Origin of the sequence: Parendozoicomonas verongulae, from assembly GCF_009711465.1 — a bacterium.
GTDB lineage: Bacteria > Pseudomonadota > Gammaproteobacteria > Pseudomonadales > Endozoicomonadaceae > Sansalvadorimonas > Sansalvadorimonas verongulae.
The window spans coordinates 1-16766 of sequence record NZ_SMME01000800.1; the positions used below are offsets into that span (position 1 = coordinate 1).

The following is a 16766-nucleotide window of genomic DNA, read 5'->3' on the forward strand; positions in this document are numbered from 1 at the left end:
AGTCCTGTCTAAAACCTCAACAGGCCCTAGTAATCTTCGGCTATTTCATACTTGTTTGTTATGTCTTATAGCCCTATATACGCCTTAGAGCCGCTATTCCTGCAACTGATTCCAATAGTTGACTAAAATAGTGGGGTATTAGATAATCCGCGCCACATGCTCAAATGCCGCATTCTGATGTGAAGAATGTCCTGAAAGGGTTTTTGGGTTTCTTTTCTTCGTGCTGAGTAAGCGCTTCCGAGTAGGTTGAGCGGTATGCGTCTGACTACCAAGGGCCGTTATGCGGTCACCGCGATGCTGGATCTGGTACTGCACTCCAGTGATGGGCCAGTAGCGCTGGCTGACATCTCTGAGCGTCAGGGGATTTCCCTGTCCTACCTTGAGCAGCTGTTTGCCAAGCTTCGCCGTAAAAAACTCGTAACCAGCGTGCGCGGCCCCGGTGGCGGTTATTGTCTCGGCAGCGCCGGTGAACATGTTGGCGTTGCAGAAGTGATTGATGCGGTGGATGAGTCAGTTGACGCCACCCGTTGCAATGGAACAGAAGGCTGCCAGCAGGGAGATGTGTGTTTGACCCATCATCTGTGGTGCGATCTCAGTCAGCAGATCCATGAGTTTCTGAGCGGGATCACCCTTGCAGATCTGGTGAAACGGAAAGAAATTCGCTCTGTAGCCGAACGTCAGGATCGTGAACAGAAGGCGTCCCGTTTGGCTGAGGCTGAGGATAAGGGGCGTCGAATCGTCATCGATTCCCTCTGAGCCGGTGCCGATAGAAAACCTTGATAGCGTGTCTGAAAACAGCTTTGCAAAACTAGCCCCTATGTTACCCGAATGAAACAACGGGCTAAAAATTCTTGGGAGAAAGTAGAACATGAAACTGCCGATTTATCTCGATTACGCCGCGACAGCGCCGGTTGATCCACGAGTGGCAGACAAAATGGTGCAGTGTCTGACTACCGAAGGTAACTTTGGTAATCCTGCATCGCGCTCCCATGTGTTCGGTTGGAAAGCAGAAGAGGCCGTTGAAAATGCCCGCCTGCAAGTTGCTGAACTGATCAACGCAGATTCCCGCGAGATTGTCTGGACGTCCGGTGCCACCGAGTCTGACAACCTTGCCATTAAAGGGGTTGCCCACTTTTATAAGAAGAACGGCAAACACATTATTACTTCCAAGCTGGAACATAAAGCGGTACTCGACACCTGTCGTCAGCTGGAACGTGAAGGCTACGAAGTGACCTACCTGGAGCCAGGCGCTGACGGCATTATTACACCAGAACTGGTTGAAAGTGCGATCCGCGAAGACACCATCCTTGTATCACTGATGCACGTGAATAACGAGATCGGCACTGTGACTGATATTGCAGCCATCGGTGAAATTACCCGACCTCGCAAGATTATCTTCCATGTTGATGCCGCTCAAAGTCTGGCGCGTCTTCCTATCGATATGCAGGATATGAAAGTAGATCTGATGTCCTTCTCTGGCCACAAAATCTACGGTCCTAAAGGTATTGGTGCCCTGTACGTACGACGCAAGCCACGTATTCGTCTGGAATCCCAAATGCATGGTGGTGGTCATGAGCGCGGCATGCGTTCCGGTACTCTGGCCACACACCAGATTGTTGGCATGGGTGAAGCCTGCGCCCTTATCAAGGCTGAGCGTGAAGCCAATGTCGATCATGCACAGGCTCTGAAAAAGCGCTTTATGGCTCACTTTGAGGGTATGGAAGAAGTTCACATGAACGGTTCCGAAACCCAGCGCGTACCAAGCGTGCTGAACGTGAGCTTTGCCTTTGTGGAAGGTGAGTCCCTTATTATGTCCCTGCGAGATATTGCCGTATCTTCAGGTTCTGCCTGTACATCTGCCAGTCTGGAGCCATCTTACGTTTTGCGTGCCCTGGGTCTGAACGATGAGCTGGCACACAGCTCCCTGCGTTTCAGCTTTGGTCGCTTCACGACAGAAGAGGAAGTGGATCATGCTGCCGGGCAGGTGAAAGCAGCGGTTGAGAAACTGCGTGAACTGTCTCCTCTTTGGGATATGTACAAAGATGGAGTGGATCTGAACCAGGTTGAGTGGGTTGCCCACTAAACAAACAACGCTACCTCTGCCCGAGTACAGCATTGTCGGGCAGAATCGCCGCTGAATAGAATGCCTTGCGTCGTATAGAGGCGTCGGCAGGAGGAAAGAGTCATGGCTTACAGTGAAAAAGTAATCGACCACTACGAGAATCCACGCAACGTCGGCAAGATGGATGATAAGGATCCAGCTGTTGGCACCGGCATGGTGGGCGCACCTGCCTGTGGTGACGTTATGCGTCTGCAGATCAAGGTGGACGAAGAAGGTGTGATCGAAGATGCCAAGTTTAAAACCTATGGCTGTGGTTCTGCGATCGCTTCCAGCTCTCTGGCAACTGAGTGGATGAAAGGCCGTACCCTCGATGAGGCTGCGGAAATTCGTAACACGCAAATTGCTGAAGAACTGGCTCTGCCTCCAGTGAAGATTCATTGCTCCGTTCTGGCAGAAGATGCCATTAAAGCGGCAATTGAAGACTATCGCACCAAGCAGGACGGCAGCGCTGCCTGATAGGGCAGTCAATATAATTTATAAACGACAGGTGCTTTTGTGTTGGACGACGCCTGTCTAATTTGTCATCAGGATTATTCATGGCAGTAACAATGACTGAAGCAGCTGCAGGCCATATTCGCCGTCAGCTGAATGGACGAGGAAAAGGTCTGGGTATTCGCCTGGGTGTGAAAACCAGTGGTTGTTCCGGTATGGCTTATGTTCTGGAATTCGTAGATGAAGCGAACCCGGAAGATCAGGCCTTTGAGTTTCATGGTGAAACAGTTTTTGTTGACCCCAAAAGCCTTGTGTACCTCGATGGCACCGAACTGGATTTTGTAAAAGAAGGCCTTAATGAAGGCTTCAAGTTCAATAATCCAAATATTTCCAGTGAATGTGGCTGCGGCGAAAGTTTCAATGTCTGAGGAGCTTTCTTTAGGTATTGACCTGCGGGCCAGCTACTTTGAGCTGTTTGGTGTGGAAGCTGGCTACGCTATCGAAACAAACGCCATTCAAGGTCGTTACCTCGATCTGCAGCGCATTGTTCACCCAGACCGCTTTGCGGGTATGGGAGAGCGAGGTCAGCGCTTGGCGGTGCAGTATGCTGCCTTCGTGAATGAAGCCTACGATACCCTGCGCTCCCCCCTCAAGCGTGCACTCTACCTGCTGGAGTACTCTGGTCATCCGGTTAATATCGAAACCAATACAGTGATGGATGCTGGATTCCTGATGGAGCAGATGTCTCTGCGGGAAGATCTTGGTGATGTGCGTGACAGCAACGACCCTGAAGCAGCTCTTGATGAGGTTGTTGATAAGGCAGAAGCATTGATGGCCTCTCTGCAGAGTGAATTTGTCGCCGCCTGGCAGCAGCAAACGGAAAGCGGCTTCAAAACTGCTGCAGACTTTGCCCGAAAAATGCATTTTGTTGAAAAGTTAATTATTGAAGCTGAAGAGCTTGAAGAACAGCTTTTTGACGACTAATTCAAGTGCCCAGTCGTATAAAAAACACATACGACTGGGCACTTTTTATTGTTTTTTATCCCAGCATCAGTGAGTCGTTGATGCATCTCTCCCAGCGGCTGATAGAATGCGCGCAATCTGAATGATGCAGGCTGTTTAGGACAAACCATGTTACTGCAGATATCCGAGCCGGGGCAGAGCCCTGATCCCCATCAGCGCAAACTGGCTGTTGGTATTGATCTTGGAACCACCAACTCACTGGTTGCCTCTGTTCGCAGCGGAACCGCCGAAACCCTTCCAGATGCAGGCGGTGAGCATATCCTGCCATCTGTTGTGCATTACGGCAACAAATGCACCATGACAGGCCGCGAAGCCCGTCGACTGGCTGCCGAAGACCCTCTGAATACTATTATCTCCGTCAAACGCTTTATGGGGCGTGGCGTGGAAGATATTCAGACACTGGGTGATGTACTGCCCTATCGCTTTACCCGCACCGATCAGGGTATGCCGTTTATTGAAACCGCTCAGGGTGAGAAAAGCCCGGTTGAGGTGTCTGCGGACATTCTGAAAACCCTGCGACGCCGTGCAGAAGAAACCCTGGGTGGCGATCTTCTTGGAGCTGTGATCACGGTTCCCGCTTACTTTGATGATGCTCAGCGTCAGGCCACTAAAGATGCGGCCCGTCTGGCCGGTCTGGAAGTGCTGCGCCTGTTGAACGAGCCAACGGCTGCAGCAGTGGCTTATGGTCTGGATCAAGGCGGTGAGGGCACTATTGCAGTTTACGACCTGGGTGGGGGCACCTTTGATATCTCCATTCTGCGTTTGCACCGTGGTGTGTTCGAAGTTTTGGCAACCGGCGGCAACACCGCACTGGGTGGCGATGACTTTGATCAGGTTGTGGCAGGCTGGATTCTGAAACAGGCAGAGCTGGACATGTCTTCCCTGACGCCGGAGCAACAGCGCAAACTTCTCAATGCTGCCTGTGCGGCTAAAGAGGCTCTGACTGACTCTGATGCTGTGGAAGTACGTTTTGAGAACTTTGACGGTGTATTGGATCGTACAACTTTCGATGCACTGGTTGATCCACTGATTGATCGCACTCTCAAGAGTGTGAAGAAATCGCTTCGTGATGCCAAACTGAAGGCCGCTGACGTGCAGGAAGTGGTGATGGTGGGCGGCTCCACTCGCGTTCCCCGTGTGCGTGAGCGTGTAGCAGAAATGATCGGCAGGCAACCTCTGACCGGTATCGACCCTGACCGTGTTGTTGCTGTCGGTGCTGCGCTGCAGGCCGATGTGCTGGCAGGTAATGCATCTTCTGATGACTTGCTGCTTCTGGATGTGATTCCACTCTCCCTTGGTCTGGAGACCATGGGAGGACTGATGGAGAAGGTGATTCATCGTAATACCACTATTCCTGTGGCGCGTGCTCAAGAATTCACTACCTTCAAAGATGGTCAGGCAGCCATGGCTATTCACGTGCTCCAGGGGGAGCGCGAAGTGATTGATGCCAATCGTTCTCTGGCACGCTTTGTACTCAATGGTATTCCGCCGATGCCTGCGGGTATGGCTCGTATTCGAGTGACTTTCCAGGTGGATGCAGATGGTTTGCTGAGTGTGAGTGCCCGTGAACAGTCCACCGGCGTAGCAGCCAGCGTTGAGATTAAACCATCCTATGGCCTGTCTGAGGTACAGATCACTGATATGCTTCAGTCCTCTTATACCCATGCAGCCGAAGATCGAGAGGCCCGTAAGTTACTGGAAGCGCGCGTTGAGGCTGAGCGTATCTTTGAAGCACTCGAAAGTGCATTGCGCAAAGATGGTGATGTTCTTCTGAGTAAAGATGAGCAGGAGCATCTGGCAAACGAGGCACGCCGCTTGGCGGAAGCGACCAAGAGTACTGATCCGTCCTTTGTGACCAAGGTGACGGAAGAGGTGGCCAAGGCCTCTGAAGTGTTTGCCGCGCGTCGTATGAATGAAGGTATTCGTGCCGCCTTGTCCGGGCAGGCCGTGGAATATTTTGAACCTGATAGCCATCAAGGCAAAGAGTCAGAACGATAAGCCGAGGAGCTGACATGTCTGAGAAAACCCGGGTTGTCTTTCTTCCCCACGATGAAATCTGCCCAGAAGGTGCAGTAGTAGAGGTTGAACCTGGTACATCTGTACTGGATGCAGCGCTGGCTGAAGGCATTGAGATTGAACACGCCTGTGAAAAATCCTGTGCCTGCACAACCTGCCACGTAATTATTCGTGAAGGCTTTGACTCTATGGAAGAGTCTGACGAACTGGAAGATGATTTGCTCGATAAGGCCTGGGGGTTGGAGCCGGAATCTCGCCTAGGTTGCCAGTGCATGGTGGCAAATGAAGAGCTGGTTGTTGAAATCCCCCGTTATACCATTAACCAAGTGTCGGAGAAGCACTGATGAAATGGTCTGATATTCAGGATATCGCCATAGAGCTGGCAGACGGAAAGCCGGATGTTGATCCACGTTACGTAAATTTTATGGATTTGCGCACATGGGTACTGAAGCTGGATGGGTTTGATGATGATCCTGATCATTGCGGTGAAAAGGTTCTTGAAGCGATTCAGGCAGCCTGGATAGAAGAAGTAGACTGATTCTGTTGAATCAGACTGTTTAGAACACCAGAAAAGCCGGACTGTATGTCCGGTTTTTTCGTTATAGCGTAAAGCGTTCTTCAGGCGTACAATCTGCGCCCTTCTTAAACTGGTCAGTTTTCCATCAGAGGCTGGCTGGATTCGTTACACCAAGTACTAGCCCTGTGCGGCAGGTGGTTCATGAAGTTTCCCGGCCAACGGAAAATTAAACACTATTTTCCTGTGAATGCAGACAATCGCTTTGATCGCGAGAGTGTGGCGTTTGGTCACGTCAATACCTACGTGACAGGCATCGACCAGAATATCGTTGATGTGACAGCCCGGGTAGACGACAGCGTCCTAAATAACTTCGGACTGAAAAAGGGAGCTTCACAGCTGATGGCTGACGATGAAACCGCGCAAAAGCTTTATAGTTATCTGCTGAAGAATGATCTCATTGAAGAGGAGTTTGCTGGCGGTACTATCGGTAATACTCTGCATAACTATTCCACGCTGGCAGACGATAAGTCTGTGCAGTTTGGCGTGATGAGCGAAAATATCGTCATCGGCACCTCTGCTTACCGCTACCTGTGTAACACCAGCAGCAAAGTTGACCTCACTTATCTCCAGCCGGTTGCCGGAGCGATTGGTCGTGCGTTTGCCATGATTACGCCAGATGGCGAGCGTACATTTGGTATTAGCTCAGGGGCTATGAATCAGCTGAGTGCAGACTTTATTCCAGAGGATAAGGTTGCCGCAGGTTCTGCATTGCTGCTGTGCGCCTATACGCTGGGCAACCCTGAATTGCCGATTTACGAGGCGACTATCAAGGCAGCACGCATCGCTAAAGAGAATGGTGTTCCTGTTGTTCTGACTCTTGGCTCCCACCTTTTGGTGGAAGCGCGCAAACAGGAGTTGCAGGCATTCATCAAAGAGTATGTGAATGTGATTGCCATGAATGAAGAAGAGGCTGAAGCACTAACGGGTCAAAGTGATCCGTTGCTGGCCAATAAAGCACTGCTGGAATTCGCGGATATGGTGCTATTAACGGCAGGGCCTGAAGGTTTATACCTTAGCGGTTACGCTGACCATGATGTACTGCGCCAGACGTCTAATCCGATTCGATCCGGCTCTATCAGTGATTTTAACCGTTACGAATTCAGTCGTCCCATGCTGCGAAAAGACTGCCAGCAGCCAGTGAAAGTGTATGCCCAGATTGATCCGTACATGGGCGGCCCCAAGCGCATCCGTAACACTAACGGTGCAGGGGATGGGGCACTGGCTGCTGTGATTCATGATATGGCTGCGAACGCCTTTCATGCTAAGGTGCTGCCCACTTCCGGAAAGCATACGCGCTCTTATCTGACGTATTCCTCCTTCGCGCAGGTCTGCAAGTACGCGAACCGTGTGAGCTATCAGGTGCTTGCCCAGAGTTCACCTCGTCTTTCTCGGGGCCTGCCTGAGCGAGAAGACAGTCTGGAAGAGGCTTACTGGAGTCGGTAGGCAACAGCTAACGGAAAGTGCGCATAGAGCTGAGGCTGTTCACTTTCTAGAATGTCGCAAATTTTTCCACCCTGCCGCGCGCGGCAGGGTTTTTTCATATTTAGATCAAAAAAATCAGGAACTCGCCATGGCTGAAGGCGCATACCATCAGGAACTGCACATCTCATGGGAAGATTTTCATCGTGATACCCGTGAGCTGGCTGAAAAGCTGAAAGACCGGGAATGGAAGGGCATGCTGGCTATCACTCGCGGCGGCCTTGGTCCGGCAACAGTACTGTCCCGTGAGCTGGATATCACTCATGTAGATACCGTATGTATTGCCAGCTACGACCACCAGGACCAGGGCGAGCTGCAACTGCTGAAGAGTATTTCTCTGGAAGATGGCGGTGATGGCTGGCTGGTTGTTGATGATCTGGTTGATACCGGCAAAACCATCAAGCTGGTGAAAGAACTGCTACCACAGGCACACGTTGCAACTGTCTACGCCAAGCCTGCTGGTGTTGATATGGCCGACAGCTACCTGAAAACTGTTGAACAGAGTTGTTGGGTCTTTTTCCCTTGGGAAGAGTAATACCTTGATTGAAAAGGGTTACGTATTTCCCCTTGTGTTTGCTCGCTAATATTTAGGGCTTCGGTTAAAATCGCTCCGAATAAAAAATCAGCCTCAGGCTGTAACAAAGCAAACATTGGGAGAAGGAAAATGGCCTTAGAACGCACACTGTCCATTATTAAGCCGGACGCAGTTGCCAAGAATGTTGTTGGTCAAATTTACAGCCGTTTTGAAAAGGCTGGGCTGAAGATTGTTGCAGGCAAGATGCTGCACCTCTCTCAGGAGAAGGCTGAAGGCTTCTATGCCGAGCACAAGGAGCGTCCTTTCTTTAAGGATCTTGTTGCGTTTATGACATCGGGCCCTGTGGTTGTGTCCGTTCTGGAAGGCGAAAATGCTGTTGCCCTGCATCGTGAACTGATGGGGGCGACAAATCCCAAAGAAGCAGCGGCAGGTACTATCCGTGCCGACTTTGCTGAAACAATTGATGAAAACGCAGTTCACGGCTCCGATGCTCCTGAATCTGCAGCCCGGGAAGTGGCTTACTTCTTCGAGGGCAGCGAAATCTGTCCCCGCACTCGCTGATTCGCTAATAAAAGTGCGAGTAGTCGGTGCGGTTTGACACCGAGGTGATGAGATCTATGAGTTTGGAAAAAGTTAATCTACTGGGGCTGACCAAGGACAAGCTTGCCTCCTTCTTCAAGGATATTGGCGAGAAGCCTTTCCGTGCCCAGCAGGTTATGAAGTGGATCCATCACTTCGGCGTTGATGATTTCGATGCTATGACCAACGTCAGCAAGGCCCTGCGCGCCAGGCTGAAAGAGGTGGCTGAAGTCCGTGCTCCGGAAGTTGTATCTTACGACGTGTCCGCTGACGGTACCCGTAAGTGGGTGGTGCGTGTAGCCAGCGGCAGCTGTGTGGAAACGGTTTACATTCCTGACGGCAATCGTGGCACTTTGTGCGTTTCTTCCCAGGCGGGCTGTGCGCTGGACTGCAGCTTTTGCTCCACTGGCAAGCAGGGTTTTAACTCTGATCTGACAGTTGCGGAAATCATCGGTCAGGTATGGTTGGCGGTGAAATCTTTTGGTTTTTCAACGAACAGTGAAGAACGTTCCGTCACTAACGTTGTGATGATGGGTATGGGTGAACCCCTGCTCAACTTCGAAAACGTGATTGATTCCATGGAACTGATAATGGACGACTTTGGTTACGGTCTGTCCAAGCGCCGCGTAACACTGAGTACCTCCGGCGTTGTTCCAAACCTGCGCAAGATGATTGGCCGTACCGATGTGTCTCTGGCTGTCTCCCTGCACGCTCCTAACGATGAGCTGCGCAACGTACTTGTGCCCATCAACAAAAAGTACAACCTGAAAGAGCTGCTGGCTGCCATAGATGAATATATGACCAGTCTCCCCGATAATTCGCGGGTTGTGACTATTGAATACACACTTATGGCCGCTGTGAACGATCAGCCAGAACATGCGACTCAGCTGATCAGGCTGCTCAAGGATGTACCCTGCAAGATTAACCTGATACCCTTCAATCCATTCCCTCATTCGGGATATGAGCGTCCCAGCAATAATGCGATTCGACGTTTCCAGGTTGCATTGATGGATGCCGGCTTCAATACCACGGTGCGTAAGACCCGTGGCGACGACATTGATGCAGCCTGTGGACAGTTGGTTGGATCTGTTATGGACAAGACCCGCCGTAGCGCCCGTTATGAGGCAATGCGCCAGGAAGCCGCCCAGCAACCGGAAGCTGTGAGAGTCATAGACAGAGCTTCCTGAAAATAGCATGGATAGACCCGTACGTTCCTCGTTAAAAACTCTGGCTCTTGTCGCGAGCCTGGCTCTGTCAGGGTGTGTAAGCACACTGCCCCCTGAAAGACCAGCCCGCGATCCTGCGACTTTTGAGCAGAAAAATCTGGATATTGCTTTTGGTTTTCTCCAGGAGGGCTATCCTGGCCGAGCCATAGGGCGCCTCAATGAAATTTTGAAGGTAAACCGCCGCTCGGCTCGCGCCTACGGCATGCTGGGGGTTGTTTACCAAAGTCAGGGCGAATATGACCTGGCAGAAGATAACTTTGCCCGTTCTTTGAGTATTGATTCCTCGGCATCTGATGTGCGCAACAACTATGGTGTTCTGCTCTATGAACAGGGCAAGTACACCAAAGCTCGCGAGCAGTTTCTGCGAGTGACAGAAGACGTTTATTATCAGCAGCGAAGCCGGGCTTTTGAGAACCTCGGCTTTGTTGCGTTACAAATGAATGATTTGGCACAAGCAAGGCAGCAGTTTGAACGAGCCTTGCGTCTTGACCGGAATCTCCTGCGAGCCAGCCTCGAAATGGCTGAGCTCCTTTACAACGATGGCAATTATGTTGAGTCCGAACGTTTCTATAACAATTACCTGCGTTTGAGCACTGGCCGTCCCGGGGCGCGCAGTTTATGGCTGGGAATTAAGTTGGCCCGGGTGTTTAAGGATAAGGACAGGCTGGATGAGTATGTCGACCAGCTGACTCGTTACTACCCCGGTTCGCAGGAATATCGCAATTATCAGGCTTCATTGCGGAATGGCTGAAGAAAATACACAGATATCAGAAGGCCCTGAGGACAAGTTTCTAAGGGCCGGTCAAGCTCTGGCAGAGGCCAGAATGAATAAAGGGCTGAGTCTGGAAGACGTATCCGCCCGTTTGAAAATCTCCCCGCCTTACCTTCAGGCGCTGGAAAACTGCGAATACGATCAACTGCCAGGTACGGCGTTTGTGCGGGGTTACCTGCGCAGCTATGCCCGTTTGGTAGAGCTGGATGAAAACCACATTCTGGCACTGTATGGCGAAACTGTGCAGGCGGATGAGCAGGTTGCTCGCTTGCTGCGGGAAAAGTCCCTTGATCATCACGGGGTTCCTGGTGGCAAATGGCTGGCAACGGTGTCACTGGTATTGTTGGCTGCCTTTGTTGCAGGCAGCGTGTACTGGTGGAACAATCAAGCGGTTTCCGATACGCCGGCTCCTGTCAATGTTGCCGTACCGGTATCCACCTCAGACCTGACAGAAAAAAACACTTCAGAAAAGTTAGCTGAGGCTACTGAATCAGCGGCAGAGGTTTCAGCACTGGTTGCCGAGCCCGCTAATCAGCCCGTTGAACAGGTGAAACCTGTGGCTGAACCTGAAGTGGCAGTTGCTGTTGTGGCTTCTTCCGTGGAAACTGCCAAGCCGGTTTCCGCTGTCACAGCACCTGTGCAGGACGTTCTGGTGGTGCGTTTCCGTGATAAATGCTGGGTTGAAGTTCAGGATGCAGAAGGCAAAGTGCTCTTTGCAGACCTGAAACCGGCCAACAGTGAGCTAACCTTGACCGGTGATGGCCCTTTGAGTATCAAGTTTGGTAACGTCGACGCTGTTACTGAGATTGTCTTTAACGGCAAACCGGTAACGCAGGAGATTCCGGCTTCCAGCCGTGGTATAGGTCGTCTGACGCTGGGCTAACCAACATAACAGCTTTTGAGCGACAGACTCTACATAGTTTTTTGAGTGACAAGTAAGGACAGTACATTGGCGAAACAGCTGCAAGCCATTCGCGGCATGAATGACATTCTCCCCGAGCAATCTCCCGTATGGAGCTGGCTGGAGGACAATGTTCGCCATATCCTGGCTCAATATGGCTACCGTGAAATGCGGGTGCCCATTGTTGAGTTCACCAACCTTTTTGCCCGTGGCATTGGTGAGAACACCGATGTTGTGGAAAAAGAGATGTATACCTTTGAGGATCGCGGCGGCGACAGCCTGACCCTGCGCCCTGAAGCCACAGCCTGCTGCGTGCGTGCCGGTATCCAGAATGGCCTGTTCCACAATCAGCAGCAGCGTCTGTGGACGTCTGGCCCCATGTTCCGCTACGAGCGCCCGCAGAAGGGTCGTTACCGTCAGTTCCATCAAGTGAGTGTGGAAACCTTCGGTATGGATGGCCCGGACATTGATGCTGAGCTGATTCTGATGACCTGGAATCTGTGGAAGCGTCTCGGTCTGGATGAACATGTGACGCTGGAGCTGAATACTCTTGCAGATCTGGAATCCCGCAAGAACTACCGAGAAGCGCTGATCGCCTATCTTGAGCAGCACAAAGACGCTCTTGATGAAGACAGCAAGCGCCGCATGTACGTGAATCCTCTGCGTGTTCTGGACAGCAAAGACAAAGGTACTCAGTCCATTCTGGGAGAAGCGCCTAAACTGCACGACTACATGGATGACGACTCTCGGGAGCACTTTGCCCGTTTGTGCGCCATTCTTGATGACGCAGGCGTGAAGTACGTTGTAAACCAGCGCCTTGTTCGAGGGCTGGATTACTACAACCGAACCGTGTTTGAATGGATCACTTCCGCTCTGGGCTCCCAGGGCACCGTATGTGGCGGTGGCCGCTACGATGGTCTGGTTGAACAGCTGGGCGGGAAGCCTACCAAGGCCTGTGGCTTTGCCATGGGTATGGAGCGCCTGATCCTGCTTCTGGAAACCTGCAATCTGGTACCGGAAGATGTAAACAAAACCGTTGATGCTGCTCTGGTGACCTTTGGTGATGTGGGCACTTACGGTATGGTATTCGCCGAGAAACTGCGTCAGGCCAGCCCGAATCTGCGTCTGCAGGTCAGCTGTGGCGGAGGTAGTGTAAAGAGTCAGATGAAGCGGGCGGATAAGTCCGGCGCTGATATCGCACTGGTGATCGGCGAAGATGAGAAACAAAATGGCACGGTAACGGTCAAATTCCTGCGGGATGATAAACCTCAAATTACCTGCACATTGGAAGAACTGGTTGCCCGTGGGGAGATTTCGGGCTAAATCCTGACAACTGTTGAAACGGATAAATGCCCGAGCCTGCGTTTGGGCACTGACACATAGAAAGAACTCGGGAGTATAGAGTGGATAGTTTGCGTACCGAAGAGGAACAGGTCGCGGCCCTCAAGCAATTCTGGAAGGATTATGGTTCTGCCATCCTTTTGGGGGTTGTATTGTCCCTGGGCGGTGTTTACGGCTGGAAAGCCTGGAAAAATCATCAAGTTGAACAGGCACAGCTGTCTTCAGGCCTTTATCAGGATATGCTGGATCTGACGCTGCAAAATGCAGGTCGTCCTTTGACTGCCGAGCAACAGGCGTCTTTTGACAACCTGATGGAAACTCTCAAGGCTGACTATAAAGACACCGTGTACATGCAGATGTCTGCTCTGCTGAAGGCTGGCAAGGCTGTTGAGGCGAATAAGCTGGATGTGGCTCGTGATGAGCTGGAGTGGGTTCTGTTACAAAAACCTGATCACAATATCGACATCATTGCACGTCTGCGTCTGGCCCGTGTGCTGCTGGCTCTGCCCGGTAGCGACATCAAGGCCAATGCCGAAGAAGCACTGGAATTGCTGAATCAGATTGACCAGTACGGCGCTTTCAAAGCATCCTATGAAAATGTGAGGGGTGATGTACTGTTGGCGCTGGGTCGCCATGATGACGCCCGCGATGCTTATCAGCGTTCTGTTGATATTGCGACAGAAGCTGGTGAGAGCCGCCCTCTGGTCTCACTCAAACTGGATGACCTGACCAAAGCCAAGGGAAAATAACGACTCATGCGACTTAACCCTGTTGCCCGGAACACAAGATCTCTCGTATCGGCTGTCATCGGCATGGCTCTGCTGGGGCTTGCTGGCTGTAGCAGCACCGGTGAGGAAGCCGTCAAACCAAACCCTCTTCCTGACTTTAACCAGGAAGTGAAACTGACAACCGTCTGGAGTAAGGGGGTTGGCAGTGGGCAGGAAGACTCCTGGCTGCACCTGATGCCCGTTGTTGATGGTGACAGGATTTATGCCGCTGGCGTATCCGGCAAGGTCTCTGCGCTGGATAAAGCGACAGGTAGAGAAGCGTGGTCAGTTAACCTTGAAACCCGCATTACCGGCGGTGTTGGTGCAGGCGAAGGACTGGTTCTGGTCGGTACCCGTGACGGTCATGTGATTGCTCTGAACGAAACTGATGGTACCGAAGCCTGGAGAGCGCCAGTAACCAGTGAGGTGCTCTCCGCACCACAGATTCAGAACGGTGTGGTAGTTGCTCAGGCCATTGACGCCAAGCTGATTGCGCTGGATGCCAAAGACGGTAAGCGCCTGTGGCTGCAGGAAGTGATACAGCCCGTTCTGACTCTCCGTGGTACCTCGACACCCACTCTCTCCGGTGGTGTTGTGTATGCCGGTTTTGCCAACGGTGAAGCCAGAGCCTACCGCCTGGATACCGGAATTCCGCTGTGGGATGCCAAGGTCGCAGTACCCCGTGGCAGCTCCGAGCTGGAACGCATGGTCGACGTTGACTCTGCACCTCTGATGAGTGGTGATCGCCTGTACCTGGTGAGTTTCCAAGGCAACGTTGTGAGCCTCGACCGTGACGGCGGCCGCATACTCTGGACCCGTGAAGCCTCCAGCTACGAAAGCATGACGGAAGGGTTTGGCAACATCTACCTGAGTGATGCGGGCAGCACGGTTTCTGCGGTTGATCAGCGTACAGGTGCTATTGTCTGGAGCCAGAAAGATTTTGCGAACCGCAGTCTCTCCGGTCCGAGCGCTGTTGGCAGCTATGTTGTGGCAGGTGACTTTGAAGGTTACCTCCATGTGATTTCCCAGGTGGATGGCCGGATTGTAGGACGCACCAAAGTGGACTCTTCTGGTATTCGCTCCCGTCCACTGGTTGTTGATGGCGTGATCTACGTCTACACCAATGGCGGTGATCTGGCTGCATTGAAAATTGACTGATTGAGAGTCAGTAAAAACCCATAGTCACGGACGGCTGCCGCAAGGTGGCCGTTTGTTGTTTTTAATGTGGGAACGCTCAGATTTCTTCAGGTGCAGTCCTGACAGGTCTGGATGCTCCCATGAATATTTTTGGATAGATATAGAATGCTTCCCGTTATCGCTCTGGTAGGGCGGCCCAATGTTGGCAAATCCACCCTTTTTAATCAGCTGACCCGGAGTCGGGATGCTCTGGTGGCTGACTACTCCGGCCTGACCCGTGACCGAAAATACGGCGAAGGTCGCTTGGGTGAGCGTGAATACATTGTTATTGATACCGGTGGTATCAGCGGTGATGAAGAGGGTATTGATAGTCATATGGCGGAGCAGTCCCTGACTGCGATTGAAGAAGCGGATATGGTTCTGTTTCTGGTGGATGCCCGTGCCGGTATGACCGCCGCTGATGAAATGATTGCCGAGCATCTGCGCCGTACCCATAAAAAGGCCTGGCTGGTACTCAATAAGACGGATGCTGTTGATGCCGATACGGCTGCTGCAGAGTTCTACAGCATGGGTATGGGCAATCCTCTGCCTATCGCCGCCGCTCACAGTAAAGGTGTGCGCCAGCTTGTTGATCTGGTGATGGAAGAGTTTCCCGAAGTTGAGGAAGAGTTCGATCAGGAGCCAGAAGAAGCTGGTATCAAGATGGCTATCGTTGGCCGTCCGAATGTGGGTAAATCCACGCTGGTTAACCGCATGCTGGGTGAAGACCGCGTTGTGGTTTTCGATCAGGCCGGAACCACCCGTGATAGTATCTACATCCCCTACGAGCGTTTTGAAAAACATTACACCCTCATTGATACTGCAGGTGTGCGCCGTCGTGGCAAGGTTCATGAAACGGTAGAGAAGTTCTCCGTTATCAAAACCCTGAAGGCTATGGAAGATTCCAATGTTGTGATTCTGGTTCTTGATGCCCGTGAAGGCATTGTGGAACAGGACCTGCACATGCTGGGCTTTGTGCTGGACAGTGGTCGTTCACTGGTGATTGCCGTGAATAAGTGGGATGGCATGACCAACGACGATCGGGAAGCGGTGAAGCGTGAGCTGGAGCGTCGCCTGAACTTTGTAAACTTTGCCAATATTCACTTTATTTCCGCTATGCACGGTACTGGTGTAGGCCACCTGTATGAGTCAGTGGAAGAGGCTTATGACTCTGCAATGGGCCGCTGGAGCTCCAACCAGCTCACTCGTATTCTGGAAGATGCGGTACAGAGCCATCAGCCTCCTATGGTGCGTGGCCACCGTATCAAGCTGCGTTACTGCCACATGGGGGGTAACAACCCACCTGTGCTGGTGGTTCACGGCAATCAGGTTGATTCTGTTCCTGCGTCGTATACCCGCTATCTGGAAAATACCTTCCGCACTGTACTGAAACTGATGGGCACGCCTCTGAAAATTGAGTTCAAAGGCAGCGAAAATCCATTTGCTGACAAGCAGAAACCTGCCAAGGTGCAGAACGCCAAGCGCCGTCAGATGGATCGCCGTGACCAGAAGATGCAACGCCGCGGTGACAAGTTTGAGGCTAAGAACCCCAAGAAGAAGGTGAAACAGGCTGGCCCTAACAAAAACAAACTGAAGAACAAGGCGCGGACAATTTAAGTAATAAGTACCCGGACCATTGCTTTCGCGTCGTCCCCGCGTATGCGGGGATCCTCTATCCGTGATGGATTCCCACCTTCGTGGGAATGACGGTTTCGAGAGTATCGAAATAGGGAAGTTATTTTCAGACAGTTCTTTATTGTCTGTGCTTAGGGTGCTTTGATACTGCCAGTATCCAGTTTCAGCCCATTGATAAATTCCTG

General features: G+C 51.8%; 18 protein-coding genes. All 18 read left to right on the forward strand.

The window, feature by feature from the left end:
• The first annotated feature begins 255 nt into the window (after positions 1–255).
• Complete coding sequence (gene iscR / locus E1189_RS08170; protein ID WP_155159540.1) at positions 256–756, forward strand: Fe-S cluster assembly transcriptional regulator IscR; 501 nt, start codon at positions 256–258, stop codon at positions 754–756.
• Between the two features lie 112 nt (positions 757–868).
• Positions 869–2083 (forward strand): IscS subfamily cysteine desulfurase, encoded by a 1215-nt coding sequence (locus E1189_RS08175; protein ID WP_155159541.1) that lies wholly within the window; start codon positions 869–871, stop codon positions 2081–2083.
• A 102-nt stretch (positions 2084–2185) separates the two neighbouring features.
• Complete coding sequence (gene iscU / locus E1189_RS08180; RefSeq protein WP_155159542.1) at positions 2186–2578, forward strand: Fe-S cluster assembly scaffold IscU; 393 nt, start codon at positions 2186–2188, stop codon at positions 2576–2578.
• A gap of 80 nt (positions 2579–2658) precedes the next feature.
• Positions 2659–2982, forward strand: coding sequence for an iron-sulfur cluster assembly protein IscA (iscA, locus tag E1189_RS08185; RefSeq protein ID WP_155159543.1), 324 nt, complete (start codon positions 2659–2661; stop codon positions 2980–2982).
• Entirely contained in the window at positions 2975–3538 is a 564-nt protein-coding gene (gene hscB, locus E1189_RS08190; protein WP_196221321.1) for a Fe-S protein assembly co-chaperone HscB, read from the forward strand. The genes iscA and hscB overlap by 8 nt, the downstream gene beginning before the upstream one ends.
• 147 nt (positions 3539–3685) lie before the next feature.
• Positions 3686–5575: a Fe-S protein assembly chaperone HscA gene (gene hscA, locus E1189_RS08195; RefSeq protein WP_155159545.1), complete on the forward strand. Its 1890-nt coding sequence runs from the start codon at positions 3686–3688 to the stop codon at positions 5573–5575.
• Between the two features lie 14 nt (positions 5576–5589).
• The gene (fdx, locus tag E1189_RS08200) at positions 5590–5937 is read left to right on the forward strand and encodes an ISC system 2Fe-2S type ferredoxin (RefSeq protein WP_155159546.1); all 348 of its coding nucleotides are present in this window, start codon (positions 5590–5592) and stop codon (positions 5935–5937) included.
• Positions 5937–6131: a Fe-S cluster assembly protein IscX gene (iscX, locus tag E1189_RS08205; RefSeq protein ID WP_155159547.1), complete on the forward strand. Its 195-nt coding sequence runs from the start codon at positions 5937–5939 to the stop codon at positions 6129–6131. The genes fdx and iscX overlap by 1 nt, the downstream gene beginning before the upstream one ends.
• A 180-nt stretch (positions 6132–6311) precedes the next feature.
• Positions 6312–7613 (forward strand): inosine/guanosine kinase, encoded by a 1302-nt coding sequence (locus tag E1189_RS08210; RefSeq protein WP_155159548.1) that lies wholly within the window; start codon positions 6312–6314, stop codon positions 7611–7613.
• A 127-nt stretch (positions 7614–7740) separates the two neighbouring features.
• The gene (gene gpt / locus E1189_RS08215; protein WP_155159549.1) at positions 7741–8184 is read left to right on the forward strand and encodes a xanthine phosphoribosyltransferase; all 444 of its coding nucleotides are present in this window, start codon (positions 7741–7743) and stop codon (positions 8182–8184) included.
• A gap of 129 nt (positions 8185–8313) precedes the next feature.
• Positions 8314–8745 carry a nucleoside-diphosphate kinase gene (ndk, locus tag E1189_RS08220; protein ID WP_155159550.1) on the forward strand — a complete coding sequence of 144 codons (432 nt, stop codon included), beginning with the start codon at positions 8314–8316 and terminating at the stop codon, positions 8743–8745.
• A gap of 56 nt (positions 8746–8801) precedes the next feature.
• Positions 8802–9950, forward strand: coding sequence for a dual-specificity RNA methyltransferase RlmN (gene rlmN / locus E1189_RS08225; protein ID WP_230460261.1), 1149 nt, complete (start codon positions 8802–8804; stop codon positions 9948–9950).
• Between the two features lie 7 nt (positions 9951–9957).
• On the forward strand, positions 9958–10740 hold the full coding sequence (gene pilW / locus E1189_RS08230) for a type IV pilus biogenesis/stability protein PilW (RefSeq protein ID WP_155159552.1): 783 nt from the start codon (positions 9958–9960) through the stop codon (positions 10738–10740).
• Positions 10733–11644: a helix-turn-helix domain-containing protein gene (locus tag E1189_RS08235; RefSeq protein ID WP_155159553.1), complete on the forward strand. Its 912-nt coding sequence runs from the start codon at positions 10733–10735 to the stop codon at positions 11642–11644. The genes pilW and E1189_RS08235 overlap by 8 nt, the downstream gene beginning before the upstream one ends.
• A 66-nt stretch (positions 11645–11710) precedes the next feature.
• Positions 11711–12985: a histidine--tRNA ligase gene (hisS, locus tag E1189_RS08240; RefSeq protein ID WP_155159554.1), complete on the forward strand. Its 1275-nt coding sequence runs from the start codon at positions 11711–11713 to the stop codon at positions 12983–12985.
• Between the two features lie 80 nt (positions 12986–13065).
• Complete coding sequence (locus E1189_RS08245; protein ID WP_155159555.1) at positions 13066–13752, forward strand: YfgM family protein; 687 nt, start codon at positions 13066–13068, stop codon at positions 13750–13752.
• A gap of 6 nt (positions 13753–13758) precedes the next feature.
• Positions 13759–14928, forward strand: coding sequence for an outer membrane protein assembly factor BamB (gene bamB / locus E1189_RS08250; RefSeq protein WP_155159556.1), 1170 nt, complete (start codon positions 13759–13761; stop codon positions 14926–14928).
• 144 nt (positions 14929–15072) lie between these two features.
• Complete coding sequence (der, locus tag E1189_RS08255) at positions 15073–16563, forward strand: ribosome biogenesis GTPase Der (RefSeq protein ID WP_155159557.1); 1491 nt, start codon at positions 15073–15075, stop codon at positions 16561–16563.
• Positions 16564–16766: the final 203 nt, after the last annotated feature.